Annotated in this window: 28 protein-coding genes and 1 other RNA gene; 10 read left to right on the plus strand and 19 right to left on the minus strand. The window is 63.0% G+C overall.

What is annotated here, in order from left to right; genetic code table 11:
* The first annotated feature begins 52 nt into the window (after window positions 1-52).
* The 3 genes from ssrS (at window position 53) to B3B04_RS08940 (ending at window position 1646) form a co-directional block, all read left to right on the plus strand.
* Window positions 53-209, plus strand: a non-coding RNA gene (ssrS, locus tag B3B04_RS08930) — 6S RNA.
* A gap of 65 nt (window positions 210-274) precedes the next feature.
* Entirely contained in the window at window positions 275-811 is a 537-nt protein-coding gene (locus B3B04_RS08935; RefSeq protein ID WP_292042063.1) for a 5-formyltetrahydrofolate cyclo-ligase, read from the plus strand.
* 13 nt (window positions 812-824) lie between these two features.
* Window positions 825-1646 (plus strand): TIGR00282 family metallophosphoesterase, encoded by an 822-nt coding sequence (locus tag B3B04_RS08940; protein WP_292042064.1) that lies wholly within the window; start codon window positions 825-827, stop codon window positions 1644-1646.
* A gap of 200 nt (window positions 1647-1846) precedes the next feature.
* Here B3B04_RS08940 and B3B04_RS08945 read toward each other — a convergent pair whose 3' ends face one another.
* From B3B04_RS08945 to B3B04_RS08965, 5 genes are all read right to left on the minus strand, one after another.
* A complete protein-coding gene (locus B3B04_RS08945) occupies window positions 1847-3241 on the minus strand; it encodes a cytochrome P450 (RefSeq protein WP_292042065.1) in 1395 nt (464 codons plus the stop codon).
* 56 nt (window positions 3242-3297) lie between these two features.
* Window positions 3298-4398, minus strand: a complete 1101-nt coding sequence (locus tag B3B04_RS08950; protein ID WP_292042066.1) for a glycosyltransferase family 4 protein — start codon at window positions 4396-4398, stop codon at window positions 3298-3300.
* Window positions 4399-4476: 78 nt separating this feature from the next.
* On the minus strand, window positions 4477-4920 hold the full coding sequence (locus tag B3B04_RS08955; protein WP_292042067.1) for a DUF305 domain-containing protein: 444 nt from the start codon (window positions 4918-4920) through the stop codon (window positions 4477-4479).
* A 21-nt stretch (window positions 4921-4941) separates the two neighbouring features.
* Window positions 4942-7161, minus strand: coding sequence for a phosphoribosylformylglycinamidine synthase subunit PurL (gene purL / locus B3B04_RS08960; protein ID WP_292042068.1), 2220 nt, complete (start codon window positions 7159-7161; stop codon window positions 4942-4944).
* Window positions 7162-7222: 61 nt separating this feature from the next.
* The gene (locus B3B04_RS08965) at window positions 7223-8017 is read right to left on the minus strand and encodes a hypothetical protein (protein WP_292042069.1); all 795 of its coding nucleotides are present in this window, start codon (window positions 8015-8017) and stop codon (window positions 7223-7225) included.
* A gap of 133 nt (window positions 8018-8150) precedes the next feature.
* On the opposite strand from B3B04_RS08965, the gene B3B04_RS08970 reads away from it, so the two are divergent.
* Window positions 8151-8369, plus strand: a complete 219-nt coding sequence (locus B3B04_RS08970; RefSeq protein WP_292042070.1) for a hypothetical protein — start codon at window positions 8151-8153, stop codon at window positions 8367-8369.
* Between the two features lie 57 nt (window positions 8370-8426).
* Here the strand turns inward: B3B04_RS08970 and purQ are convergent, their stop codons facing one another.
* The 7 genes from purQ to purC form a co-directional block, all read right to left on the minus strand.
* Entirely contained in the window at window positions 8427-9089 is a 663-nt protein-coding gene (gene purQ, locus B3B04_RS08975) for a phosphoribosylformylglycinamidine synthase subunit PurQ (RefSeq protein WP_292042072.1), read from the minus strand.
* 44 nt (window positions 9090-9133) lie between these two features.
* Window positions 9134-10351 carry an MFS transporter gene (locus B3B04_RS08980; RefSeq protein WP_292042073.1) on the minus strand — a complete coding sequence of 406 codons (1218 nt, stop codon included), beginning with the start codon at window positions 10349-10351 and terminating at the stop codon, window positions 9134-9136.
* A gap of 50 nt (window positions 10352-10401) precedes the next feature.
* Window positions 10402-10830: a hypothetical protein gene (locus B3B04_RS08985; RefSeq protein WP_292042074.1), complete on the minus strand. Its 429-nt coding sequence runs from the start codon at window positions 10828-10830 to the stop codon at window positions 10402-10404.
* A 5-nt stretch (window positions 10831-10835) separates the two neighbouring features.
* Window positions 10836-11318, minus strand: a complete 483-nt coding sequence (locus B3B04_RS08990; protein ID WP_292042076.1) for a YbhB/YbcL family Raf kinase inhibitor-like protein — start codon at window positions 11316-11318, stop codon at window positions 10836-10838.
* Window positions 11319-11425: 107 nt separating this feature from the next.
* Window positions 11426-11917 (minus strand): GNAT family N-acetyltransferase, encoded by a 492-nt coding sequence (locus B3B04_RS08995; protein ID WP_292042077.1) that lies wholly within the window; start codon window positions 11915-11917, stop codon window positions 11426-11428.
* 1 nt (window position 11918) lies between these two features.
* Entirely contained in the window at window positions 11919-12158 is a 240-nt protein-coding gene (purS, locus tag B3B04_RS09000) for a phosphoribosylformylglycinamidine synthase subunit PurS (protein ID WP_292042079.1), read from the minus strand.
* A complete protein-coding gene (gene purC / locus B3B04_RS09005; RefSeq protein WP_292042080.1) occupies window positions 12158-12916 on the minus strand; it encodes a phosphoribosylaminoimidazolesuccinocarboxamide synthase in 759 nt (252 codons plus the stop codon). The genes purS and purC overlap by 1 nt, the downstream gene beginning before the upstream one ends.
* Before the next feature lie 275 nt (window positions 12917-13191).
* Here purC and B3B04_RS09010 point away from each other — a divergent pair, with 275 nt between their 5' ends.
* The gene (locus B3B04_RS09010) at window positions 13192-13515 is read left to right on the plus strand and encodes a DUF1476 domain-containing protein (RefSeq protein WP_292042081.1); all 324 of its coding nucleotides are present in this window, start codon (window positions 13192-13194) and stop codon (window positions 13513-13515) included.
* Between the two features lie 160 nt (window positions 13516-13675).
* Here B3B04_RS09010 and B3B04_RS09015 read toward each other — a convergent pair whose 3' ends face one another.
* The 4 genes from B3B04_RS09015 to purB form a co-directional block, all read right to left on the minus strand.
* A complete protein-coding gene (locus tag B3B04_RS09015; protein WP_292042083.1) occupies window positions 13676-14281 on the minus strand; it encodes a fasciclin domain-containing protein in 606 nt (201 codons plus the stop codon).
* A gap of 81 nt (window positions 14282-14362) precedes the next feature.
* Entirely contained in the window at window positions 14363-14884 is a 522-nt protein-coding gene (locus tag B3B04_RS09020) for a DNA-deoxyinosine glycosylase (protein ID WP_292042085.1), read from the minus strand.
* A gap of 8 nt (window positions 14885-14892) precedes the next feature.
* Window positions 14893-15729: a formyltetrahydrofolate deformylase gene (gene purU, locus B3B04_RS09025; RefSeq protein WP_292042086.1), complete on the minus strand. Its 837-nt coding sequence runs from the start codon at window positions 15727-15729 to the stop codon at window positions 14893-14895.
* Window positions 15730-15847: 118 nt separating this feature from the next.
* Window positions 15848-17149 carry an adenylosuccinate lyase gene (gene purB / locus B3B04_RS09030; protein WP_292042087.1) on the minus strand — a complete coding sequence of 434 codons (1302 nt, stop codon included), beginning with the start codon at window positions 17147-17149 and terminating at the stop codon, window positions 15848-15850.
* A gap of 199 nt (window positions 17150-17348) precedes the next feature.
* Between purB and B3B04_RS09035 the strand changes: the two genes are divergently transcribed.
* The gene (locus tag B3B04_RS09035) at window positions 17349-17669 is read left to right on the plus strand and encodes a DMT family transporter (protein WP_292042088.1); all 321 of its coding nucleotides are present in this window, start codon (window positions 17349-17351) and stop codon (window positions 17667-17669) included.
* 206 nt (window positions 17670-17875) lie between these two features.
* On the opposite strand, the gene B3B04_RS09040 is transcribed toward B3B04_RS09035, so the two are convergent.
* Both B3B04_RS09040 and B3B04_RS09045 read right to left on the minus strand, forming a co-directional pair.
* Window positions 17876-19591 (minus strand): lytic transglycosylase domain-containing protein, encoded by a 1716-nt coding sequence (locus B3B04_RS09040; protein WP_292042089.1) that lies wholly within the window; start codon window positions 19589-19591, stop codon window positions 17876-17878.
* A gap of 99 nt (window positions 19592-19690) precedes the next feature.
* Window positions 19691-20506, minus strand: a complete 816-nt coding sequence (locus tag B3B04_RS09045) for a uracil-DNA glycosylase (protein WP_292042090.1) — start codon at window positions 20504-20506, stop codon at window positions 19691-19693.
* Between the two features lie 194 nt (window positions 20507-20700).
* On the opposite strand from B3B04_RS09045, the gene B3B04_RS09050 reads away from it, so the two are divergent.
* From B3B04_RS09050 to B3B04_RS09065, 4 genes are all read left to right on the plus strand, one after another.
* Window positions 20701-22353, plus strand: a complete 1653-nt coding sequence (locus B3B04_RS09050; RefSeq protein ID WP_292042127.1) for an electron transfer flavoprotein-ubiquinone oxidoreductase — start codon at window positions 20701-20703, stop codon at window positions 22351-22353.
* Between the two features lie 130 nt (window positions 22354-22483).
* Window positions 22484-24412 carry a tetratricopeptide repeat protein gene (locus tag B3B04_RS09055; RefSeq protein ID WP_292042092.1) on the plus strand — a complete coding sequence of 643 codons (1929 nt, stop codon included), beginning with the start codon at window positions 22484-22486 and terminating at the stop codon, window positions 24410-24412.
* A gap of 7 nt (window positions 24413-24419) precedes the next feature.
* Window positions 24420-25292: a 4-(cytidine 5'-diphospho)-2-C-methyl-D-erythritol kinase gene (locus B3B04_RS09060; RefSeq protein ID WP_292042093.1), complete on the plus strand. Its 873-nt coding sequence runs from the start codon at window positions 24420-24422 to the stop codon at window positions 25290-25292.
* A gap of 40 nt (window positions 25293-25332) precedes the next feature.
* Window positions 25333-26238 carry a hypothetical protein gene (locus tag B3B04_RS09065; RefSeq protein WP_292042094.1) on the plus strand — a complete coding sequence of 302 codons (906 nt, stop codon included), beginning with the start codon at window positions 25333-25335 and terminating at the stop codon, window positions 26236-26238.
* On the opposite strand, the gene B3B04_RS09070 is transcribed toward B3B04_RS09065, so the two are convergent.
* On the minus strand, window positions 26235-26975 hold the full coding sequence (locus B3B04_RS09070; protein ID WP_292042095.1) for a polysaccharide deacetylase family protein: 741 nt from the start codon (window positions 26973-26975) through the stop codon (window positions 26235-26237). The genes B3B04_RS09065 and B3B04_RS09070 overlap by 4 nt on opposite strands.
* Window positions 26976-26989 lie beyond the last annotated feature (14 nt).

A 26989-nucleotide genomic window follows, 5' to 3' on the forward strand; every position in this document is an offset into this window, starting at 1 on the left:
TCTATTCCCTCTTGAGAAGACGGCAGCGCGGCCCTATCTAGGGCCTTGGCGGGTCTTGCTGCGGCCCTCGTCGGGGACAACATTCCTCCCGGCCTTAATCATCTCGAAGGGAGCTGTCCCTGCATGGGCCCGAGGGCCTGAGTATATGGCGCCCACCTGTCTTTCAGGTTCGAGAGGATTCATCGCCCCACGGTTCTTGTGGCGCCGCCAACCTAACCCCCGTCTGCTTGCAGGCGGGGTTTTGTATTGGGCCCAAGGCTGTCATAGGCCTTGTATGGACAAGAGCGACATCCGCGCCCGTCTGCGCGCCCTGCGCAAGGATATGATCCGGCCCGACACAGTGGCCGCCCTGTGCGCACATGCTGCGGCCTTGCCCGAGGGGCAGGTGGTGGCCCTGTATCACGCCATCGGGGCCGAGATGCCGACGCAGGCACTGGCGCAGATCCTCCTCGATCAAGGGCGCACCCTCTGCCTGCCGGTGGTGGTGGCGCGCGATCAGCCCATGGTGTTCCGCGTCTGGACGCCGGGCGATCCGCTGGAAGACGATATGGCCGGATGCCCCGCGCCGTTGGAGTTGAACAGCGAGGTGGTACCCGATCTGGTGATCGCGCCGCTGGTAGCCTTTGACGCCCGTGGCTATCGGTTGGGGCAGGGCGGGGGGCACTATGACCGTACCTTGGCCGTTCTGCCGCAGGCGATCCGCGTGGGTCTGGCCTTTGCTGCCCAGGAGGTCGAACCCCTGCCGACAGAGGCGCATGACATACGTCTGCATGGCGTTCTGACCGAGAACGGGTATAGAGCCTTCACATGAGGCAGTATTTCCAATGAGACTGGCATTTTTCGGCGACGTCATCGGCAAGAGCGGACGTGATGGTCTGGCAGACCATCTGCCGAACCTTCGCCGCGACCTGAAACTCGACTTCGTGGTCGTGAATGGTGAAAACGCCGCAGGCGGTTTCGGCATTACCGAGAACACGGCCAATGAAATCTACGCCGCCGGTGCGGATGTCATCACACTGGGCAACCATTCGTGGGACCAGCGCGAGGCCCTGACCTATATCGTGCGCGAACCGCGCCTGATCCGTCCGGCTAACTATCCGCGCCTGATGGATGCTCCCGGTCGCGGCGCTGACGTCTTCGTCACGCCGGACGGTATGCGGGTGCTGGTCATCAATGTGCTGGGCCGTGTGCACATGGACCCGATGGACGATCCGTTCAGCGCCGTCGAGCGCGAACTGGATGCCGCGCCTCTGGGCGTTGTGGCCGATGCCGTCATCGTCGACATCCATGCCGAGGTGACGTCCGAAAAAATGGCCATGGGCCATTTCTGCGACGGCCGCGCCTCGCTGGTGGTGGGCACACATACCCACGTCCCGACCGCCGACGCGCAAATCCTGCCGCACGGCACCGCCTTCCAGACCGACGCCGGTGGTTGCTGCGACTATGACTCCGTGATCGGCAACGAAAAAGAAGAGCCGCTGCGCCGCTTCACCACCCGCCTGTCGGGCGGTCGCTATGCGCCGGCGCATGGTCCCGCTACCGTCTGCGGCGTCTTCGTCGAAACCGACGACCGCACGGGCCTCGCCAAGCGCATCGAGCCCATCCGCGTGGGCGGACGCCTCAAGCAGTCGATCCCGGAGCTTTAGATCCGGACCGCGGTCGTCGGCCCTTCGGGACCTCCCGACCCGACGCGGCCCTGATGATTTGGCCGCGATCAAAAGGCTCCGCCTTTTCGACCCGACGCGGCCTTTTAAGCTAGCCGCGGTCGTCGGCCCTTCGGGACCTCCCGACCCGACACGGCTCGGTGTCTTTCATCCTTTCCCATAAAGCGGGGGAGGGGGACGGCCTATTTCCTTGCCCGCAACCTCAACCGCAACGTCTCGCGGCTGCGCAGGGTTACCTGATGGACGGGCTTGGGCTCGATGGGCGTGATGGCTTCGACTTCGACGGCCTTCATGATCTCGGCCAGCGCCACCACGGCTTCCTGCATGGCAAAGGCCGCGCCGATGCAGATGCGTGGTCCGCCGCTGAACGGCAGCCAGGCATGGCGGTCGATGCTCTTGCGGTTTTCCGGCAAAAAGCGCTCTGGCTTGAACACGTCCGGCTCGTCCCACAGCAGTTCGTGGCGCTGGATCAGCCACGGCGCGATGACGATGCTGTCGCCCACCTTCACCTCATGGCCCTCGATCACATCGTCGGCCACAGCCTGACGCACCATGGCGGGGGCAGGGGGGAACAGGCGCATGGCTTCCTCGATGACAGCCTTGTGCCAGACCATCTGTTTGATACCGGCAGGCGAACGATCCCATGCGTCGGCCTCGGCCTTCAGCTTTTGGGCCACGCCCTTGTCGCGGGTGATCAGATGCAGGGTCCAGCCCAGCGTCCGCGCTGTGGTTTCGTGCCCGGCCAGAATGAAGGTCAGGATGTTGGACATAACCTCATGGTCCGACAGGCCCGAGCCATCGCCTTCCTCATCGCGCGCCGACAATAGGGCCGTCAGCAGATCATCGGGCGCATCGCCCGCCTCGATCCGCTTGCGGCGTCGCACGATCAGCGCCTTCACCCGCTCCTCGAAGAAGCGGGCCGAGCCGCGCGTGGCGACCTTGCCGATGCGCGGAATCCAGTCCGGTGCCTTCAGGGCGTCCAGCGGGCTGATGCGTGCGCCGACGTTGAGGAACGAGTTCAGCGCCCGCTCGAAACCGGCAGCATCGCCGTCCAGATCATCCGAGAACATGGTGGCTGACAGAATGTCGAACGTCAGGCCGCTCATCTCGTGGTCGATGTTCAGCACACGCGCGCCCTGATCCAGATGCCAGCCCTCCACACGGCGGCGGCAGACAGCATCCATGATCTCGGCGGTCTTTGCCGTATAGGCAGGGGTGAACAGCGGGGCCATGATCCGGCGGGCGCGACGCCACTGCTCGCCTTCGGTCAGCAACAGTCCGTCAGCCAGCATCGGGCCCAGCACGCGGCGTTGCAGGTCGCCCTTTTCATAGTTGAGCGCATTGTCCGTCAGCACATGGCGCACGCCCGCAGGATCGCTGACCACCAGCGTGCGGCCCAGCGGCGACATGCCTGCCACATAAAGCTGTTTGAAGTGGATGCGGCCCCAGATCTGCAACGGGTTGCGCCAGCTTTCCCACAGGAAGGGCACAAGCCCCATTTCCTTGGTGCGCTGCGCGGGAACCCAGGGGCGAAAGCCGCTGGATACCAACGGGGTCGAGGCGGCGGCGTCAGTCATGATGCACTCCTTCTCATCACAAGGCATCATACTGACGAAGATGTCAAAAAGAAGAGCTATGCCGTAATGGCGCGCCCTGCCATTCTCAATCTCAGCGCTGTCAGCTCTGCCGCGCGTTTGGCCGGCGAATGTTCATCCACCACATAGGTCTGGGCCACGCGCGCCATCTCCAGCCGCTCGGCCGAGTGATCGATCAGATGCAGCATGGCGGTGGTCAGCGCCTCGGGCGTCACGGGGTCGACATAAAAGGCATGGGGCCCGCTGGCCTCCTTCAGTCCGCCACGACCGGATGAAATCAGAGCCACCCCCGCCGCATGGGCCTCCAGCGCCGTCAGGCCCAGCGGTTCTTCCCATAGGGATGGCGTCAGGGCGATGTCGGCGGATTTCATAATGGCCTGCACCTCGGCCAAGGGGGCCGAATGCAGCACCTGCACCCGTTCCTTATAGCGGCGCAGCGGGGCGACATGCGGCGCGGCCCATGCCTCGTGCGTCAGCCAGTCGTTCAACAGCAGCACCGCGCGCCAGTCGGGACGGGCATCCAGCACGGCGGGCAGGGCGGTGCACACTTCGGACACGCCCTTTTCCGGCATGGCGCGACCGGAAAAGACGATCAGCTTGTCGCGCTCGGCCACCTCGGCCCGCCAAGGCGCAACATAAATGGCATTGGGCACCACATGGGCCCGTTCAGCCAGCGCCGGATAGTCGCGCATGAAGATGCGGCGTTCGGACTGGCTGACGAAGACAAAATGGTCGATCTTTTTATAGCGCTGCTGATAGCGCCAACGGCTGATGAAACCCTTGGACGCCTTCAGCGCATTGTGCCGGTAAACCACGCTGACGGCATCGGGCAGGTGGCTGGCGATGCGGGTCGCCTCGATCACATGCTGGTGGCATTCGACGATGTGCGGATCAAACGCCTTTAGGGCATCAATCAGGGCATTGGGCTGGGCCGGATCGATCGTGACCACGGGCACGGCGCTGTCGTGATCCTGTGCGCCCGCCGAGGCAAAAATACGCACGTCTTCTTGCGCCGACACATGGTGCGTCAGGGTGCGTATCACCGTCTCCATAGAGTTCGGCTGGCGCGCGCAGAACAGGCCTCCGGGCGGAACGACGATGGCGATGCGCAGGCGCTGATCCGCTAGGTGATCGGTCATGCGTCATGGCGTAACCCTGCTCGGCGCATAAAAAAAGAGGCCGAAAGGCCTCTTTTTCGTAATGCTGGGGCGGAAGGCTTACTGCGCCGGTTTCCAGGCGCGCATTTCGGCGATTTCGCGCTCTTGAGCGTCGATCACGCCTTGGGCCCACTGGCGAACCTGCGGGTCCTTGGCATTGGCCAGCGCCGTGCGAGCCATGGCCACTGCGCCCTGATGGTGGGCGATCATCTTGTTGATGTAGGCCTCGTCCGGCGTATTGCCCGATGCGGCAGCCATCAGGCGGTGCATTTCGGCCTCGCCTTCGGCGTACAGTTTGTCCGCCTCGGTTGGGCCGTCGCTGCCATGTGTGCCGTGACCCATGGCAGCATGATCAACCTCTGCACCAGACACCGTACCGTCTTTGACGGTGCGGGCGTGGTTGTTGGCCGCAATCTCCTGCGTCGCCTGCGCGACAGGGTCGCCGCCGCCGTCACAGGCCACAAGGGCAAAGGGCAGGGCAGCAGCAAGAAGAAGACGGCGCATCAACAACCTCGACTGGGATGACTAGTTTTCGATCCAGTTCGGCATCCAGCTTTCGTGCATTTCGCGTAGATGCGCGACAGGGATGCGGAACAGTTCACCTGAAGCGTCCGAGCCGACAAAGTCGTTCCCGACCACCTTGCCGACAACCGAGGCGACCAGACCGGCAGCCTTGGCCTTGGCGACGATTTCGTCGGCATTGGTCACAGCAACCAGATAGCGGGCTTGGTCTTCACCGAAGAAGAAGCCGTGGGCCGCAGCCTCGCCAGCGTTCAGCTCGATACCGACGTCCGAGGCGAGGGCGATGTCGCCCGCCGCACCGACCAGACCGCCGTCCGACAGGTCGTGAACCACCGTCAGCTCGCCAGCCTCGATCAGCGAACGGACGAAGTCGCCCGTCTTGCGTTCCAGCTTCAGGTCCACTGGCGGCGGTGCGCCGTCTTCACGGTTCAGCACTTCACGCAGATAGATGGACGCACCCAGCGAACCCTTGGTTTCGCCGATCAGCACAAGGGCATCGCCCTCTGCCGCGCCTGCAAAGCCGGTGACCACGTCATAGTTCGGCAGCAGGCCAACAGCGCCCACGGTCGGCGTCGGCGGAATGGCGACGCCATTGGTCTCGTTGTAGAGCGAGACGTTGCCCGACACGACGGGGAAGTCCAGTTCGCGGCAGGCCTCGGCCATGCCGTCGGTGGCACGCACGATCTGGCCCATGATTTCAGGGCGCTGAGGGTTGCCGAAGTTCAGGTTGTCTGTGATGGCGATCGGGCGCGAGCCGACGGCCGTCAGGTTGCGCCAAGCCTCGGCTACAGCCTGCTTGCCGCCTTCATACGGATCGTTCTGGACATAACGCGGGGTGCAGTCCGAGGTGACGGCCAGACCCTTTTCGGTGCCATGCACGCGAACTACGCCAGCGTCAGCACCCGTGGCCGAATCTTGCAAGGTGTCAGCCATGACGTGACGGTCGTACTGTTCCCAGATCCAGCGCTTGGAGGCCATGTCAGGGCAGGTCAGCACCGACAGGACCGCATCGTTCCAGCTTTCCGGTGCCGGAACATCGGCAGGCGTCAGGGCCGGATGCAGTTCCGGCTGGACCCACGGACGGTCATACAGCGGCGCATCGTCGAACAGCGGAGCCAGCGGCACGTCGCAGACAGTCTCGCCCTTGTGCTTCAGCACCAGATGGCCGGTGTCGGTGGTCTTGCCGATGATGGCGAAGTCCAGACCCCATTTCTTGAAGATGCGGTAGCCGGTCTCTTCGTAACCCGGCTTCAGAACTGCGAGCATACGCTCCTGCGATTCCGAGAGCATCATCTCGTAGGCGGTCATTTCGGTTTCGCGCTGCGGAACCTTGTCGAGGTCAAGCTCGATGCCCACGCCGCCCTTGCCGGCCATTTCAACCGACGAAGAGGTCAGGCCAGCGGCACCCATGTCTTGAATGGCGGCGACTGCGCCGGACTGCATCAGTTCCAGCGTGGCTTCGATCAGCAGCTTTTCAGCGAACGGGTCGCCGACCTGAACGGTCGGGCGCTTGGCGTCGGACTCATCGTCGAACTCTGCCGACGACATGGTCGCGCCGTGGATGCCGTCGCGGCCGGTCTTGGAGCCGAAGTAGACCACATCGTGGCCCGCTTCCGGTGCGGCCGAATAATAGATCTCGTGGGCCTTGGCCAAGCCCACGCACATGGCGTTGACGAGGATGTTGCCGTTATAGCCCTTGTGGAAGTTGGTCTCGCCCGCAACGGTCGGGACGCCGACGCAGTTGCCATAGCCACCGATACCGGCGACCACGCCCTTGACGAGACGCTTGGACTTCTCGTGGCTCGGGTCACCGAAACGCAGGGCGTTCAGCAGGGCCACAGGGCGCGCGCCCATGGTGAAGACGTCACGCATGATGCCGCCCACACCCGTCGCCGCGCCTTGGTAAGGCTCGATGTAGGACGGGTGGTTGTGGCTCTCCATCTTGAAGATGCAGGCATCGCCGTCATCGATGTCGATGACGCCGGCGTTCTCGCCCGGACCGCAGATGACGCGTTCGCCCGTAACGGGGAATTTCATCAGCTGCTTCTTGGATGATTTGTACGAGCAGTGCTCGGACCACATCACCGAGAAGACGCCCAGCTCGACCTGATTGGGCTCACGGCCCAACCGGTCCAGCAGGACCTGATATTCGTTAGGGGCGAGGCCGTACTCTTCGGCCAGTTGGGCAATTGACTTCTCGGGGGTCTTTTGTGGCGCGCTCATAAGCGCGCCTATTAGCCTTGTACGGACGTTCTGTCAGCCACCGTTTGGCAACTGTTTTGTGTCAGGCGACGCGTTCGATGCCGCGACGCAGACCAAACGCGAAGATCACACCGCCAACCACAAGCAAAAGAGCCGCGGCCAGCGCCGTAAACGCCAGCATGGGTTGGGTTTCCTGCTCGGCCACGAAGGCTCCGATCAGGCCCCATGCGATGGGCAGCGGATAGGCGAGGGTACGCAGGGCCCAGCTCACGCCCAGACCCACCAGCGTGATGGCCACAACGGCCAGAATCGCCCAGCCCACCGGTGACAAGGCCGTCGGCAGAGCTTCCAGCGCCGTAGCCGTCGTAATCAGATTCAACGGTGCCGCCACGGTCAACCAACCGGCCAGTGCGGCCAGCGGCCAGATCAGAAGCATGCGGTCACGGTGCATAAGCGGTGTCGAGCGAATGACGCCGGACAAGGCCAGCAGTGGCACCAGCACGGCCAGCAGGCTGGCAAAGATCACCAGAACACTGGCCACCTTGAGATTGGCAGCCGCCATGATGATCCAGAGACCGATGCCAAAGAAGCTGACAAACGACGGCCAGCCCATGCGGTTGATCAAAGTACTTTCGCCGGTATTGGGCAGGACCTGCCGGATCGCATAGGCCGCGATGCCCGCGTAGATCAGCCCCCAGATTGAAAAAGCATATCCCGCCACGCGCAGGGTCTCATTGCCGTCCGCCGCGAACTCGGCCTGTGTGAGACCCAGATTCAGCAGGTTCTGCAGCAGCGGCACCACAATGGCGAAAACAGCCGCAGCCAGAACCGCCAGACGACGGGTTCTCTGTGCAGGCGTAGGACGTTCGATGGACATGGCAGCTCCCAACCCAAGACCCACAAATAGCGCGGGTATCGCCTGTAACTACGCATAGGGGGCGCGATGGTTCACGGAACCGCCACTGCCGTGGACGGGTTGATCTGGTGAACCCCACGCAAAGGAGACCGCCATGGCTGACCGCCCGCAGGACGATTTCGACAACGAACCGGAAGAAGTCGACACCAACCGCGCTGTGCAACAGGGTCTGGGTGTCGGTGCCAGAGAACTGGCCGCTATCGGCGAAAGCGGCGAGAAGGGCACGCTGGAAGGCGGCACCGAAAAGCGCAAGGCCGACGAAACCATCGAGTCCGACACCGGCCGCGCTGCCAGTGTGCTGGACCGCAAATAAGCAAAAGCCCCGCCAGATCGCTCTGGCGGGGCTTTTCGATCACGGTGGTCCCAGACCTTACAGCGAGGCGTAGATGCTCTGGAACAGGGTAGCACCGTCGGCGCTGCCCAGTTCGGCTTCGAAGGCGCGGTCGGGGTGGGGCATCATGCCGATGACATTGCCCGCTTCGTTCATGATGCCGGCGATGTTGTTGACCGAGCCGTTCGGGTTGTCGACGTAGCGGAAGACGACCTGACCGTTGTCCTCGAGGCGCTGCAGCGTCTCGGGATCGGCGAAATAGTTACCGTCGCCATTGCCCTGGGTCATCACGACCTCGGCCTGCTCGCCGTAGAGTTTGGTAAAGCGGGTGTTCGGGTTGGCGACCTGCAGGCTGATCGGCTTGCAGATGTATTTCAGGTTCTGGTTGCGCAGCAGGGCACCGGGCAGCAGGCCCATTTCGCACAGGATCTGGAAACCGTTGCAGATGCCCACAATGGTCACGCCCTGTTCGGCGGCCTTTTTGATGGCAGGCATGATGGCCGACTGGGCCGCCATGGCCCCGCAACGCAGATAGTCACCATAGGAGAAACCTCCCGGAATGACGATCAGGTCAAGGTCCGCAGGCAGTTCGGTCTCGTCATGCCAGACCATGGAGACTTGCTCGCCCGTGGAGCGTTCGACGGCGACCTTACAGTCGCGGTCGCAGTTGGAACCGGGGTATACGATGACGGCTGCGCTCATAACGCGGGCTCCTAGCACCCTTCTGGGAAAATGTCAGTCGACGGTCAGGGGTTTTTCACGACAGTTTTGCGACCGGTCAGATAGGCGACCACCCAGATCGCCAGCCCCCCGAGGGCAAGACCGGCCCCGACATACCCTGTCGAGGCAAAGCCCCAGCCCGCTGCAATGGCCATTCCCCCCAATAAGGGCCCCAAGGCATTGGCCAGATTAAAGGCCGAGTGATTCAGCGCGGCGGCCAGGGTTTGGGCATCGCCTGCCACATCCATCAGGCGGGTTTGCAGCACCGATCCCAGACCGCCGCCAATGCCGATCATCACGACGACCGGCAGCAGCGTCGACAGGTTCTGCGCGGCCAGAGGATACAGGCACAGTGCAAATGCGCTCCACAGCAACAGACCCGCCGCTGCCTTCATGCCGAACCGGTCGGCGGCCCAGCCCCCCAGCACATTGCCGATCATCATGCCCACGCCAAAGATGGCAAAGATGACGGGCAGGATAGAGGGGCCCACGCCGGTGACCGCCTGTGCGGTCGACGCCACATAGGCATAGACGCAGAACATGCCGCCAAAGCCGATGGCACCCACCCCCAGCGTCAGCCAGACTTGTCCGCTTTTCAGTGCGCCCAGCTCGCGCATGGGCACGGCCTCGGGGTCGCCTTTGTCGCGCGGTGCGTAAAGGGCAATCAGCACCATCGTCAGAATGGCCACCACGCTGACGATGGCAAAGGTCCACCGCCACCCGAAATGCTGGCTGACCAGATTGACGGCGGGCACACCGAAGACCGTGGCGAAGGTCAGGCCCAGAAGGGTGGTCGACACCGCCCGCGCACGGAACTGCAACGGGACAATGCTGGCAATCATCAATGCGGCCACACCGAAATAGGCCCCGTGCGGGATGCCGCTCAGAAAGCGGAACACCAGCATCCACTGATAGTCCGGAGCAATAGCGCTGAGGCCATTGCCGATGGCAAACAGCCCCATAAGGCCGATCAGCAGTAGCCAGCGCGGCAGCCGTGCGCCCATGACGGCCAGAATCGGCGCACCGACCACCACACCGGCCGCATAGGCGCTGATGACGTGGCCTGCGGTGGGCTCGTCCACGCCCAATCCCTTGGCAAAGTCGGGCAGCACGCTCATGGCGGCGAACTCGGTCACGCCAATGGCGAACCCGCCCATAGCCAGCGAGATCAGCACCAGCGCCAAGCGCTGACCGGAAAGAAAAGGGGTGGGGGTGGACGCGGCGTCAAGGTCTGGGGAGGACATGCCGCGTATCTGGCATCTGGAACTGCCCTCGGTAAGGGGCAGGCGAAGATTTAAGCGCTTTGGCGGTTATAATTCGTAGAGGCCGTCGGAGACATCAGTGTGTTGATAAGCCGTGGATTGCTGACGGCGACGCCTAGAAACTGGCTGGCATACACTTCGAGCATCAGGCGCATCATCGGATCGTCCAGCTTGATCCACCGAGCATGCAAGACGCGGTTGAAACGTCCCGGATCGTGTAATGGCGCTGGCGTACCGGTGCCCGTGGACAGCGACACCTGAATGCGCACCGACGAGCGGAGCAGGGATTCGTCGATATGGGGCGGGCTGCCGACGCGCACCGGCTCGTCTTGCTCGTAAAGCAGGTAGACGGCGTCGTTTTCGGGCAGAAAACCCCTCAGCAAGGGCATGAGGGGGGCCTGCATCAACGTGCGGAACAGGCGCGGGAGCGCCGCCAATTTATCTGGATCGACGCCCCCCATAGGTCTCAGCCCTTGTTCTCGTAAATGCCGGTGATCGAGGCCTTGGCCAAGGTATGGAAATGCAGGTTGAAGCCGTAGACAGCACCGGAGTCGTCGGCACTGACCTCGAGACGCTCGGTGTCGACCGCAAAGACGGTGAAGATATAGCGGTGCGGGCCGTGGCCCGCGGGTGGGGCCGCCCCACCAAAACCTGCCTGACCGAAATCGGTACGGCCCTGAATGGCCCCTGACGGCAGATCGCTATGGCCCGGTGTTCCGGCACCGGCGGGCAGCTCGGTGACGTCTGCCGGAATATTGGCCACCGTCCAGTGCCAGAAGCCCGAGCCCGTCGGTGCGTCGGGATCATAGCAGGTGATGGCGAACGACTTGGTGCCTTCCGGCGCGCCCGACCACTTCAGATGCGGCGAGACATTGCCCTTGGCGTAGACCTGCGCGTCCGGCAGCTGGCCGCCGTCGGTCAGGTCGTTGGAAGTCAGGGTAAAGGTCATAAGGCGATCCCTCCGCAGATGGTTGACGCTGGTGAACCCTTGATGGGCAACAGAACAGCGTCCTGCAAGAGGCAGGCGACGATCACCCGTGGACGGTTTGCCGCGTTCTAGCCAAAGGCGGGGTGATAGTGGACGGTCCCGGCAATCGGGGCGGGCTCATCCCATAACAGAACGGCGAAATATCCAGCCGGAACGTCCGGATAGGTGAAACGCGCGTCCGGCTTGAATCCAAAGCGTCCATAATAGGCGGGATCGCCCAGCACGACACAGCCCTTGGCCCCGATGACGCGCAACTGTTCCAGACCGCTTTCGATCAGCTTTCGACCGATCCCGTGCCCTTGAAGGTCGGGGTGTACGGACACAGGCCCCAGTCCGAACCAGCCGGATTGATCATTCCATTCGACGGGAGAGAAGGCGGCATGACCAACAATCTGGCCTTCCAGATCCGCCACAATGGAGATGGTCAGGGCCTTGGCATCGCGCAGCGCGTCGATAATGCGTGGCTCTGACCCGTCACTGTGGGGATGTCCCTGAAACGCCAGCTGGGTCAGGGCAAAAATTGCGGCCCGATCCGCAGGGGATTCGGGCCGCAAAATCATCTTAGGCGATTTCGATCTTGTAGGACTCGATGACCGTATTGGCCAAAAGCGTCTCGCACATACGCTTCACTTCGGCATCTTTGTCGGCCACGTCGTCAGCCAGATCGAACTCGATCAGCTTGCCGACACGGGCGTTGGCGACACCCGCCCAGCCCAGACCTTGCAGGGCACCTTCGACGGCCTTGCCCTGAACATCCAGCACGCCCGGCTTGAGGAAGACGTGAACTTTAACTTTGGCCATTAGTGCAGACCCCCCTGAATAACAGTCGGCATGTCCTTCATGATGCCGAGACGGCGAGCCACTTCGGTGTAGCTCTCGATGACATTGCCCAGATCGCGGCGGAAGCGGTCCTTGTCCAGCTTCTCGCCGGTAGCGGTATCCCACAGGCGGCACGAGTCGGGGCTGATTTCGTCGGCGAGAATCACGCGCGAGAAATCGTTTTCGTAAATGCGGCCGAACTCGATCTTGAAGTCCACCAGCGTAATGCCGACCGCCGAGAACATACCCGACAGGAAGTCGTTCACGCGAATGGCGGTAGCCAACATGTCGTCCATCTCCTGGGTCGAGGCCCAGTTGAAGGCAGTGATGTGCTCTTCCGACACCATCGGATCGTTGAGTTCATCTTTCTTGTAGTAGAACTCGATGATGGAGCGCGGCAGCGGGGTGCCCTCTTCCAGACCCAGACGCTTGGCAATCGAGCCCGCGGCGATATTGCGGACCACCACTTCCAGCGGAACGATCTCGACTTCGCGAATCAGCTGCTCGCGCAGGTTCAGACGCTTGATAAAGTGGTTGGTGACGCCGATCTGGTTTAGGCGGGTCATCACAAATTCGCTGATACGATTGTTGATGACGCCCTTGCCTTCCAGCTGGGCCTTCTTCTCGCCGTTGAAGGCGGTCGCATCGTCCTTGAAATACTGGATCAGCGTGCCCGGCTCGGGACCCTCGTAAAGGATCTTGGCCTTGCCTTCATAGATCTTGTTGCGCTTGGTGTTCATCAGATGTGGTCCCGCACAGGGAGGTAACAGACTGCCACAAAACGAAAAACGCGCGACCCGGCCTGCACGGGGCAGAGGGCAGCGCGGTCCTTGAATCGACGGCGGCTAAATAGAACCGACGCCCCTTTAGCTGATGGCGGGCTGTGACACAAATATCCTTAGAGCGTTTCGCGTGCTTCGGTGTATCTATGTGTTGTTGACCTGCGGGCATCCGTAAGGCCATAGAGCCGCATGGCGGACGAGCTGCGTGTCCGTGATCAGGAGTTACGACGAGCATGACGACCTTCGAAGATCGGGAACAGGCCTACGAGGCCAAATACGCCCTCGATCAGGAACAGGAATTCAAGGCCATCGCCCGTCGCAATAAGATGCTGGGCCTGTGGGCTGCCGAGAAGATGGGCCTGTCCGCCGAGAGCGCAGAGCAATACGCTGCCGCTGTCGTGCGCGCCGACTTCGAACAGCCGGGCGATGAAGATGTATTCCGCAAGATCGCCGGCGATTTCAAAGGCGCTGGCCTGACCGTGTCGGAATCCGAAGTCCGTTCCAAGATGGACGAGCTGGCGTCGATTGCGCGCGAGGCCATCCGCGCCGGCGAATAAGCCCGTCGCGGCGCATTTCGCCTTTAAAAAACATCAAGGCCCGCAACCATCCGGTTGCGGGCCTTTTTGTTCACCGGCGCTTTGTCGGGGGAGAAGTCAAAGCGCCAAGGAGGACACACTTCAGCTAAACTCCGGCTGACGTCTTCGGTTGCACCGTATTTTACGGCATCAGCACGGTGTCGATAACGTGCACCACGCCATTGCTGCGGGTTTGGTCGGCCAGAGTGATCTTGGCCTTGTTGCCCTTGGCATCGGTGACTTCCCACTGTCCGTTGCCGGCATCACGGGCGGTCAGCTTGCCGCCTTGTACGGTCGACAGGGTGGCAACGCCATTATTGGCCGCGGCCTGAGCCTGCAGGTCCGCGGCGGTCAGGCGACCCGGCACGACGTGATAGGTCAAAATCTTGCTGAGATCGGCTTTTTGCGCCGGTTGCATCAGCGAGGTGCGGGTGGCAGCCGGAATCTTCTCGAAGGCCGCATTGGTCGGGGCAAAGACCGTGAACGGACCCGGGCCCGACAGGCGGCCTTGCAGGTCTGCGCTCTGAATGGCGCTGGTCAGGGTGGTGAACTCGGGAGAGGTCGAGGCTGCGGCCACGATATCGGAGGTTTCAGCGCCGTTGGTCGTCGAAGGATTCAAGGGCGCAGTTTCCGGCGTCGGCTCTGCGGGGGTCGCAGGGGCATCGGCGTTATTGTTGTTACAGGCTGCCAAGGTCAGGGCGGCAGCGGCAGCAGCAAAAAGGCCGGCAGTACGAACGGTCGTATTCATTGGGGGCTCCCTAGCTCACGCAGTTTTGCGATGCCCCAATTTACGGTTGGCATCCGAAATGGATGCATAACTCCGATATTTTTATTGGCCCTGACGGATAAGAAACGGGGCCAGAACGGCCCACCGTGCCAGCTTGTCTTCGAGGGGGCGGGCATGGGCGGGACTGGATGACGGTAAGTCTACCAGTTCCATCCCGGGAAGATGATCCTTCAGGATCTTCCGGCCGACAGCCGCCGATTTTGCGCCGTTGAACGCGACCGCCCTCAAGTCGGGCAGGGTGTCGATCAATCCGCGCAAATCCGCCGCCTCGGGCGAGCGGATGGCGGCGTCCAGACTGCCGGACCGCTCGGCCGAGGCCAACACATCCCATAGACCGACACCGCTTGCGTTAAGCGCCTTTAGCCGCGCCTCATAGGGCATCTGCACCAGAGGCTGACCCAGCAGGGCCGACATAATCGGCCAGAAACTGTTGCGCGGATGGGCATAGTATTGCCCTGCCGCCAGAGAGGCCACGCCCGGCAAGCTGCCAAGGATCAACACGCGAATATCGGGCGTCACCGCCGGTGCGAATCCTTTGGCGCGCTGTGGCGCGGGCGTGGGCATTATCGGCCTCAGTCGAAAACGATAGTCTTATCGCCGTGGATCAGAACACGATCTTGCAGATAGTGCGACACAGCGCGGGCCAGAACGCGTCGCTCGATGTCACGGCCCTTGCGGATCAGGTCGGCGGGCGCGTCGCGGTGGCTGATGCGCTCGACGTCCTGATCGATGATCGGACCTTCATCCAGATCAGCCGTCACAAAGTGGGCCGTGGCACCGATCAGCTTCACGCCGCGCGCATGGGCCTGATGATAGGGCTTGGCCCCCTTGAAGCCCGGCAGGAAGGAGTGGTGGATGTTGATGCAGCGACCGGCCAGCTTGGCGGCCAGATCATCCGACAGGATCTGCATATAGCGCGCCAGCACCACCAGCTCTGTGCCGGTTTCCTCGACCAGTGCCAGTAGTTGGGCTTCCTGCTCTGCCTTGTCGCCCTTCATCGGCAGGTGGTGGAAGGGGATATCGCCCAGATCGACATGGCCGATCATCTCGCGCGGGTGGTTCGAGACCACGGCGGTGATGTCCATTTCCAGCTCGCCAATGCGCCAGCGGTACAGCAGGTCCGCCAGACAGTGATCGAATTTGGAGGTCAGGATCATGACTTTGCGCGGTTCAGCCCCGCGCATCTGCCAGTCCATCTGCAGGGGGGCGGCGATCGAGGCAAAGGCCGTTCGGATGGCGTCCTCACTGTCATGGGCGGCCAGATCAAAGGCCACACGCATGAAGAAGGTGCTGCTGCTCGGCTCTCCGAACTGCTGGGCGTCAATGATATTGGCTTCGCGCTGAAGCAGGAAGTCGGAAACAGCCGCCACCAGACCGCGACGGTCGGGGCAAGAAAGTGTCAGGATCATTGGGAGGATACGCCGCAGATGATAAAATTTTGCGCTGCGGTGATAGACAATCATGAAGTCATGAAAAAGGGGCAGCGCCTATAAACGCTGCCCCAAACTTCAGACTGTTGCCGAATGATCAGCCTTGGCCGAACACGCGGTTGAAGATCACGTCGACATTCTTGGTGTGGTAGCCAATGTCGAACAGGGCCTCCAGCTCGGCGTCCGGCAGGGTGACGCGCTCGTCTGCCTTCAGGAAGTCGATGAAGCGGCCCTCGCCACGCCAGACCTTCATGGCGTTCTCCTGCACGGCGGCATAGGCGTCCTCGCGGCTGATACCCGCTTGGGTCAGAGCCAGCATGACGCGCTGCGAGAAGACCAGACCGCCGAGGCGGTCCATGTTCTTCTGCATGTTCTCCGGATAGATGTTCATGCGCTCGACGACGCCCGCCAGACGGTGCAGGGCAAAGTCGAGGTGGATGGTGGCGTCCGGACCGATGCCGCGCTCGACCGACGAGTGGCTGATATCGCGCTCGTGCCACAGGGCGACGTTTTCCATAGCCGGAACAACCGAGGAGCGGACCAGACGTGCGAGGCCGGTCAGGTTCTCGGTCAGGATCGGGTTGCGCTTGTGCGGCATAGCCGACGAGCCCTTTTGACCCTTGTCGAAGAACTCTTCGGCTTCCAGCACTTCGGTGCGCTGCAGGTGGCGAATTTCGGTGGCCAGACGCTCAATCGACGAGGCGATGACGCCAAGGGCGGCGAAGTAGGCGGCGTGACGGTCGCGCGGGATGACCTGCGTCGAGACCGGCTCGACCTGCAGACCCATCTGGTCGGCGACGTATTGTTCCACTTCCGGCGAGACGTTGGCGAAGGTGCCGACAGCGCCCGAAATGGCGCAGGTGGCGATTTCTTCACGGGCGGTCACCAGACGGCGACGGGCGCGCTGCCATTCGGCGTGATAGCCAGCCAGTTTCAGGCCGAAGGTGACGGGCTCGGCGTGGATGCCGTGCGAGCGACCGACGCAGACGGTGTATTTGTGTTCCTTGGCGCGGGTTTCCAGCGCGGCCAGAACGCGATCAACACCCGCCAGCAGCAGGTCCGACGAGCGGGCCAGTTGCACGGCGAAGCAGGTGTCCAGCACGTCCGACGAGGTCATGCCCTGGTGCAGGAAGCGGGCTTCGTCACCGACGATTTCCGCAACGTGCGTCAGGAAGGCGATGACGTCGTGCTTGGTGGTGCGTTCGATCTCGTCGATGCGGTCGGCATCGAAAGTCGCATCCTTGCCCTTGGCCCAGATGGCTTCGGCAGCCTCGGTCGGGATGACACCCAGCTCGGCCATCTTGGTGGCAGCGTGGGCTTCGATCTCGAACCAGATCTTGTACTTGGTATCTTGGGACCAGATGGCGACGGCTTCGGGGCGGGTATAGCGCGTGATCATGGACCCGCTCATTCCTTCCGTAGGCGGTAGGAGTCAAGGCGCACAAAGCCTTGTTATGCAGGGGTCATGAAACCTTCATAGAAGAAAGGGGTTTACTCCGCCGTGGCTTGTCCTATGTGACAGGCGATCAGGAGGACGACCTCCCCGCATTGGGCACTCACGCCGGGACGACCCGGCTTGCCATGCTAGGGAGTCTGTCGTGGCCTGGGTTTTCCTTCTTCTTGCCGGTCTGTTCGAAATCGTCTGGGCTTTTCTGATGAAAAGCTCCGAGGGCTTCACCAAGCTATGGCCGTCGATCGGCACCATCGGATTTATGATTGTCAGCTTCGGCTTGCTGGCGGTAGCGATGAAGTCTCTGCCGCTGGGCACGGCCTATGCCATCTGGACCGGCATCGGTGCCGTGGGCGCTTTCATCGTCGGTATCACGGTATTGGGCGAGGCCATTACCCCCATGCGCGTGGCAGGGGCCCTGTTGATCGTGTCGGGTCTGGTCGCGCTGAAACTCTCGTCCTCGCACTAGGCCGACCGCCTTTTCAGAGAACGATGTTTTAAACTATTTGCGGCAGTGTCAGTCTGTCTAAGGGGCAGACTGACATGCGCACTATTGATCGGGGCATCAACTGGGGACGCCGTCTCCGTAACTATGGCCTGCTGTCGCTATTGATCGGCGCGGCCTATGTGCTGGTGCAAAGCGGAATGGCTTAAAGCGCACCGACCCCGGAAAGCCTAGTTACCCGTGCTGTGAACAGTGGCTTCTGCCGCTTGCAAGGGTTGCGGCGCGGGCGGACGATAATCAAGGCGCAGCGGCACCGACGTCGCGCCGGACGCGGCAGCATCCAGCGTGTTCAGCGGCCCGCCCAGCAGGCGCTGATAGATCCAGTATGCCGCGACGACCTTTTCTACATAATCGCGCGCTTCGGGCACATCGATGGTCTCGATCAACAGGAGCGGGTCGGTGGTCGGGCCCAGCTTGCGGATAGCCGCCAGCATGGGGCCGGGGCCTGCATTATAGGAGGCCACCGTCTTCAGCAGATCGCCCTGGAAGCTTTCGATCTGTAGCAGGCGGTTGATGTATTCCTGACCCAGTTTCAGATTGTGCGAGGCGTCCAGCAGTCGTTGCGGCTGTCGCGTATAGGACTGGTCACCGGTCATATAGGCCGCCGTCGAGGGCATGACCTGCATGATGCCATAGGCACCCGCATGCGAGCGGGCACTGGCGTTAAAGCCGGATTCCTTGCGTACCAGAGCATAGACCAGAGCGCGCTCGACGGTGAAGCCGCCCTCGGGCATCAGGTCGGGCAGGGGATAGTCGGCGGCATCGATACGTGACGCTGCCCGATCCGCCGCGCGGCTGGGGGCGACCAGACGATAAAGACCGCTCCACAACTGGCGTTGCTGGAAATCGCGCGCCTGACGCATGCCCTCTCGGGCGGTGGCGGCGGCGTCGGTACGGCGACCGACTTCATACAGGGCGAGAGCGCGCCGGGCGTGCGCGTCGTTCTGCACAAAGGCATTCAGATCGCCGTTAGGAACCGGATTGGGCTCATAAACTTGGGGGCGCTGGGTCTCGGCCATATAGGAACGCGGGCCGATGTTTAGAATTTCCGGCTCCTCGCCCAGCTGGCGCAGGGCGATCTGGCCATAAAAGGTCGCCGGCCATCGCGCGGCTATGCGCAACATCTCGGCAATCCGGTCCTGACGGCCCGATTGTCCGGCCGCTCGCGAAGCCCAGAACGCACCGCCTGCGCGTACCCAAGGATCTTCGGTGGGATCGTTGGCGACCTGTTCGAACGCGCGGAAGGCGTTGTTGAACTCTCCAAGACGCCATGCTGCCAGCGCTGCCGACCAGAGGTCGCCGATCTCCAGCCCTGTCGTATAGGCATTCTGCAGATCGTCATTGTTCAGCATGACGCGCGCGGCCTTGGCCGGATCGGCGGCATGACCGGATCGGGCCACACTGTCCCATGTGCGGGCCAGAATATTGCCTGGGCGCGGTGGCGGCGTCGCCCCGTCCGGCAAGCGGCGCATGGCCAGGGTGTAAACCCGCTCGGCCATCGGAAGGTCTGAATACTCGGTCAGCCACGCGACCAGTTCTTCATAGGTGGCGACATGGTTGGCGTGGAACAGGCGTTCGAACTCGACCTGACCCAGCAGAATGCGGTCCTGCGCGCGGCGCGCGGTTTCGCGGGCACTCTCCAGATCACCCCGGCGAAGAGCATCAAAGGCGGTGGTATAGGTCAGCCGGTCTTCGCGGCTCAGCGCCGAGGGCGTAGGCCCGTCATAGTTCGCCGCCGTATTGGCTGCGGCCACAGTGACAGTCACGTCAGCGCGGGCTTCAGAACCGATCCCGAAGGCCAGCGACGCCAAAACAGGCAGTGCATACAGGGTTAACGGGCGACGGTTCGATACAGCAGCGCGACGCGCTCGGTACACTGGAATCATGAGCGCGGAGGCCCCCTTCATCGGCAACCGGAACATCCCATCCCTGGACGTTCAGGCGCTCTGTGGATTGGTCATCCTAATAGGCCCAGCATGCCCATTTTATGGCTGAGGCTCAATCTTTGCCGTACCTAAACGTGCGCTGATAGATAGAATATCGCGCCAAACCAATCCCTTAGCCTGCGGTTGTTGCAGCAAAAATCCGGGGTGGAAGGTGGCGATGGCAGGCACGGCGGGTGCCCCCTCAGGCTCCCAGTCACGCCAGCGACCCTGAAGTTTCAGCAGGGATTCATCGGTTTTCAGCACACCGCGCGCGGCGATAGACCCGATCAGTAGCACGGCCTTGGGCTGGATCAGCGCACAGGCGCGCTCGATGAAGGGCAGGCAGACGGCTTGCTCCTCGGGAGTGGGCGGACGGTTGCCGGGCGGATGCCAGAACACAGACTGCGTCAGATAGGCGCGCTCTGTCAGCTTTCCGGCGTCCAGAATACGGTTGAGCATTTGTCCGGCAGGGCTGGCGAATGCGCGTCCGGCAGCATCGTCCTCGTCGGTCGGGGCATCGCCGATGACCAGCAGATCGGCTTGCGGATGGCCGTGACCGAACAGGGTGGATCGCGCACCCATCTTCTTCAGGGCACAGCCCTCGAACTGGGCCACGGCCGCGACCAGCGCGTCCAGATCATTGGCGGACTGGGCCAATCGACGCGCCTCTTCGACGCCTGATCCGACGTGGGTGGCGCCCAGCGGGCCGCGCGTGACGGGAACTGCCGCCAGCTTTTGCACCGTGGCCGGAGTCGGTAAGGGCTTGAATTCCGTATGGTCTATGGGGCTGCCGAGATAACAGGCATCCACCCCCGCGTCCCGCCAGAAGGCGAGAAGGGATTCATAGGCAGCCATATCCAGTGCGTGTGCATTCATTACAACAAATGGCAATAAGCCTTGACCGCCGCCACGTCACCTACTGATAAGGCATACAACCACGTCGACTATAAGGATTTCGGGGAACCATGGCAGATCATTTGTCCGAAGGCGGTGCCAAAAACGCCTGGCAAGAGGCCGTCATCGACAACCTGCCGCCGCTGGAAGCGCTGGCAGGCGTCGAGCGTGAAGTGATGGAATATGACGTCGTCATCATCGGCGGTGGTCCCGCCGGCCTGTCGGCAGCTATTCGACTGAAACAGCGCGCGGAAAAAGACGGCAAGGAAATCAACGTCGCCGTACTGGAAAAGTCTGCCGAAATCGGCGGCCACATCCTGTCCGGTGCCGTGATCGATCCCAAGGCGCTGAACGAACTCTTCCCGAACTGGAAAGAGATGGGCGCGCCGCTGGAAACGCCGGTCAAGGAAGACAAATTCCTGGTGCTGGGTCCGGCAGGCCAGATCAGCCTGCCGATGTTCGCTCTGCCGCCGTTCATGCACAACCACGGCTGCTACATCGCCTCGCTGGGTAACGTCACCCGTTGGCTGGGCGAGCAGGCCGAGGCGCTGGGCGTCGAAGTTTATCCGGGCATGGCCGCCAGCCACGTCGTCTGGGGTGACGATGGCCGCGTGAAGGGCGTTGTCGCGGGCGTGTTCGGCATCGACCGCGAAGGCAAGCCGACCGGCGACTTCCAGCCGGGCATCGAACTGCACGGCAAATATGTATTCATCGCTGAGGGTGTTCGCGGCTCTCTGGCCAAGACCATCATGGCCAAGCACAACCTGTGCGACAATGCCGACCCGCAGAAGTTCGGCATCGGCATCAAGGAGCTGTGGCAGATTCCGGCCGACAAGCACCAGCCGGGTCTGGTCCAGCACACCACGGGCTGGCCGCTGGATGACAAAACGGGCGGCGGCTCGTTCCTGTATCACTTCGGCGATCGCTATGTGTCGGTCGGCTTCGTGGTTCACCTGAACTACAAGAACCCGTTCCTGTCGCCGTTCGACGAGTTCCAGCGGTTCAAGCACCACGAATCCGTCGCCAAACACCTCGAAGGCGGTACCCGTATCTCCTACGGTGCACGCGCTATCACCGAGGGCGGCTTCCAGTCGGTGCCGAAGCTGGCCTTCCCGGGCGGTGCCCTGATCGGCTGCTCGGCAGGCTTCGTGAACGTGCCGCGCATCAAGGGCAGCCACAATGCCATGAAGACCGGCATGCTGGCCGCCGATGCGGCCTATGATGCCGTGATCGCGGGCCGCGAAGGCGACGTTCTGGAAGCCTATGAGGCGTCCTACAAGAAGTCGTGGGTCTATAAGGAACTGAAGATCGTTCGTAACGCCAAGCCGCTGCTGTCGAAGTTCGGCACCATGCTGGGCGGCGCGATCGGCATGTTCGACCTGTGGGTCAACCACCTGACCGGCGGCTTCTCCTTCTTCGGTACCCTGCGCCATGGCAAGACCGATGCGGCCTCGACCGAACCGGCCTCGCAGCACAAGCCGATCCAGTATCCGAAGCCGGACGGCAAACTGTCCTTCGACAAGCTGTCGTCGGTGTTCATCTCGAACACCAACCACGCCGAGGACCAGCCGGCCCACCTGAAGCTGCTGGACCCGTCCGTGCCGATCAACGTCAACCTGCCCAAATACGGTGAGCCCGCTCGCCTGTACTGCCCGGCGGGCGTGTACGAAGTGGTCTATGCCAACGAAGCGGAAAAGACCGATCCGCGTTTCGTCATCAACGCCCAGAACTGCGTCCATTGCAAAACCTGCGACATCAAGGACCCGTCGCAGAACATTGTCTGGACCACGCCGGAAGGCGCAGGCGGCCCGAACTATCCGAACATGTAATCGGACAGATAAGGCCCTGTAGGGTTTGAAGGTTTTGGAGGAGGCGTTGCGAGTTCGCAGCGCCTCCTTTTTTACATCCGCCCACCGCGAAGCCCTTGCCGCGCGGCGAGAAAACGTGAAGGGTCCGCGCATGATACCGATGCGCTCCCTGCTTTTGTCGACCTCGCTGGCGTCCGTGATGGCGGCGACGGCCCTGGCTTCTTCGGCTGTGGCACAGGAGGCGCCGCAGCCCGAACGCGAGGGCGAGGCGACGATTCCGGCCCACACCGCGCAGGAAGTGCCGCTGGACGAGGATGCGGTCCGCCCCGTGCCGCACATCATCATCGCCCCCGCTCCCGAAGAGGGCGAGGACGGAGAGCCCGCAGGTACCGAGCTGCCCGAAGACGCTGCCGAAGAGGTGGTGGCCATCCCGTCGGTCTGGGCCCCGATCCCGACCGATGAAGAGGGCATCAGCGGATTTGGCCGTTTTCTGGCCGGACGCTATGCCCTGTCGCGCGGAGAGACTGCGGTGGGGGCAGAACAGCTGCGCCGCGCCTATCAGTTGACGCCCGAACAGCCGCGCCTGCGCGAACAGGCCTTTACCGGTGCCATTCTGGCCGGTGATCTGGAGTTCGCCGCCCGTATTGCTCCGGACGATGCCAGCCTGTCGCCGGTCATCGTCGAGGCAGGGCGTCTGGTGAAGGGCATCCAGACCTATAAGCTTGAGGGCGCACGCCGCGCCAACGCCTATCTGCGCGATAATCCTGTCGGTCTGCCGCACGACCGCGCCGCCGTCTATGCGCAGGTGTGGATCGCCGCAGAGGCCGGTGACTGGGACCGCGCGTTGGCCGCCCCGCCTGCCGATTTCGACCCGATCAGCATTCTGGTGGCGCGCAGCAATCGCGCCCGCCTGCTGGAAATCCGCCGCCGCCACGACGAGGCCGATGCCGAGTGGAAGGAATTGGTCGCGCACGCCGCGGCCGGTGCCCTGTTCCGTCTTCCCTATGGCGAGTTTCTGGAGCGCCGTGGTCGCCGTGACGAGGCGCTGGCCATCTATGAAGCCGCCGTTGCTGCCAATCAGGCTGATGCGCGTATTATCGAGGCCAAGGCCCGCGTTGAGGCCAAGGGCCGAGCTCCCGCCCCTCTGCGTTATCGCGAAGGCGTGGCCATGTCGCTGCGCACCGCTGCCGACCAGATGATCGCCCAGCGCGCCCATGAGTTCGCTGCTGTCTATGCGCGTCTGGCCCAGTCCATCGTCCCGCAGACCCAGACCCAGCTGGTCATCGGCCAGTCGCTGATCAACGGCGGTCTGGATACAGCCGGTCGTGCGGCGCTGGCAGAGGTGCCTGAAAACCCGCCGGCCTTCTATGCCTCGGCCCGCGCACAGCGTGCCGCCAGCTTTGACAAGGCCGACCGCGACGAAGAGGCCTTGGCCGAATATCGTCTGGCCGCACAGGCTCGGCCCCAGGAGGCGGCTTACCAATTCGCGCTGGCCAGCCAGTTGATCAAGATGAAGCGCTATGAAGAGGCGCTTCAGGTACTGGACGGTCCGGTCCTGAACCATGCCCAACAGGGCTATGAGGTCCGCTTCCTGCGCGGCGCGGCCTATGAGTCGCTGGGCCGTGTCGACGAGGCCGAAGCCGAACTGTGGAATGCCTATCAAGGCCAACCCAATAATCCGACGGTGCTGAACTACCTCGGCTATCTGTGGGTCGACTCCGGTCGCCGGGTCGAGGAAGGGGCCTCCCTGATCGCCCGCGCCTTTGCCGCTGATCCACAGGATGGCAACATCCAGGACTCGCTCGGATGGGCTCAGTTCAAACAGGGCCAATTGGAACAGGCGCTCGAAAATCTGGAACAGGCGGTTGCCAAGGAACCGGCCAACGCCGAGATCAACGATCACCTTGGCGATGCTTATTGGGCCGTGGGCCGCCAGCGCGAGGCGGGCTTTCAGTGGGAGCGCGTGCTGACGCTGGAGGTCGATGACGAGCGCCGCGCCGAGGTCGAGGCCAAGCTGCGCGAGCGCCTGGGCCGCGAACCGGCTACCGTAACCACGCCGACCGTCGAACTGGCGGACTGAGCCTGACATGACCGAGACGACCCTGACGGTTTTGGCTCCCGCCAAGATCAATCTGTTTCTGCACGTCGGTGCGGTGCGTGAAGACGGCTATCACCCGCTGGAAAGCCTTGTGGCCTTTGCCGATGTGGGCGACCGCGTGACGGTCGAGGCGTCGGACCATCTGGCCCTGACTGTCGGTGGCCCGTTCGGGGCCGCGCTGGCAGGCGAGGGGGACAATCTGGTCCTTAAGGGCCTACGCGCTCTGGGTGCAGCCGCTGGAATCGGTGATCCGCCCGTGTCGGTGTTTCTGGACAAACGCCTGCCCATCGCGGCCGGTTTGGGCGGCGGGTCATCTGATGCCGGAGCCGCCATTCGCGCCACGGCCCAACTGTTAAACCTGTCGCTGGACGAGGCCGCACTGGAAGAGGTCTCGCGTGCTGTCGGGGCCGATGGACCGATGTGTCTGCGCGCCCGCACGGCCTATGCCTCTGGCGTGGGCGAGGTGCTGGAGGACATGCCGCGCCTGCCGCCGCTGCACGCCGTCCTGCTGAATACGGGCCTGCCGTCCCCGACAGGGGCGGTTTACCGTGCCTATGACAGCGCGCCGGTCGGGCGGGCGGATCGCCCCGCCGAGCCGGACTTTGCCAGCTTTGACGCTGTGATCGACTGGCTGTCGGCCCAGCGCAACGATCTGGAAGCCCCCGCACTGGCTGTCACCCCCGATATTGCCGAGGGGCTGGAGGTTATGCGTTTGGTGCCCGGCTGCCGATTGGCGCGCATGTCAGGCTCGGGGGCCACGGTCTTTGGCCTGTTTGAAACCCGCGAAGAGGCTATTGGCGCGACCCTGATGCTGGACCGCGTGGACTGGTGGGTGAGGCCTGTGGTGTTGGGCGCGGTATAACTTAACCGTATCGCAAGCGGCACGGCGTTAGAACGCGGTTATGAAAAGCCTGACGCTGCCGCAAATCCATGCGCTAACCGCCATTCTCGACCGCCTGTCGCCACACGACCGCGAGCGTCTGGCGCAACTTTTGCCCGAGGCCGAGACAGCGGCCATCGAGGTCGCTCCGCACTGGGATTTTGAACTGTGCGCCAAGCGGGTGGATCAGGTGATCGGCACGCCGTGCAGCGATCCTGCCACCTTTGCCTTGCGTCGCGGCCTGCTGGCGCGCTGGGCGCAGACCTTGCCCGCGCGGCTGGATGCGATGAACCTGCCGCCGCAGATCATGGCCCTGTATCCGGCATGGACGGACCGGCTGATCGACTTTCTGAACAGCGATGCCGACCGTTACGATCAGGACTTCTGGTCCAAGGATGTGCGGTTTGTGCTGGGGCTCAGCGTTCCGGCCAACCGGACGGTGGTGCTGGACCTGTCCTCGCCACTGGGCCCGCGTCAGGTGGTAATGAATGCGGCCAAGGGGCATGGCATCGCCCCTGTATTCGGCTGGCTGGGAACGCGCGGCTGGGGCTGTTGGCTGGAAAACCACACGGACTCGCGCGAACTGGCCGACTTCAACCCCGAAGGCTGGGAAAAGATGTGGGCCCACGCCGCCGCCATCCTGAAAACCCGTCCCCATCTGGCCGGAGCTATCGGCTCCAGCTGGTTTTATGACCCACAGCTGGAAGAGGTCAGTCCGCGTCTGGCCTATCTGCGGCAGATGCCCTTGGCCAACGGGGCTTTCTCGATCCACCAAGGGCCGCACCCGATACATACGGAGCGGGCCTCGGCCAAGTCTCCGACCCGCCGTGCCCTGATCGAGTTGGGCCAATACGTGCCGTGCAGCTATGTCATCGCATGGCCGCGCCGTTCGCTGATCCAATGGGCCGAGCGGTCGGGCCTGATCTAGCCGATCATTCGCTGGCCTGCTGCCCCGACCGGCAGGATGTCCAGCCCTGCCTGACGTGCCAGAGTGATGACCCGCACCAGATCCTGTTCGGTGCAGCCATAGGGTGTCGGGTCCGGCTCAACATCATGGCCATAGGCGATCAGCCAGCCGCCGGTCTCGGCTGTCTGGGCCATCAGCGCCTTGAGATCATAATGGGGCAGGCGACGGCTCTCCATGCCGATCGCCAGCAGGTTGTTGCGGTCCGACGGGCCATGGTTCACGCCATCGCGCACGCTGCGGGCGTGTTTGAAGCGCGCGCCTGTCACCGCCTTGGCCGATACCGACACATCACCGAACGGATAGGCGAAGTGCGTCATCCGGTGCCCGTCCAGCCGCTCGGCCACCCAAGCGGCATTGCGATCCAGTTCGGCAGCCAGCCCCGCCTTGTCCAGCCGCAACGCGCTGACGTGGGAAAAGGTGTGACACCCTATCTCGTGGCCCGCCGCATGGGCCTCTTGCAGGTCACGCTCTGAAAACTGGACCTTGCCGATATTGGTGCCGTCGCACAGGCCTCCCGCCACATAATAGGTGGCATGCACGCCTTGATCCTTCAGGATCGGCCCGGCCAGCTCCCACGCGCTCTTGGGGAAGTCGTCAAAGCTGAGGCTCAACACCCCGCGACCGCCCCCCACGCGCACGGTATCGCGCCCCAGATAGCGGGCGGCACGGCGGCGAAACTGGTCCAGACGTTCTTTCATAGCAACGCTCGTTT

The organism is Brevundimonas sp. UBA5713, from assembly GCF_002419815.1.
GTDB lineage: Bacteria > Pseudomonadota > Alphaproteobacteria > Caulobacterales > Caulobacteraceae > Brevundimonas.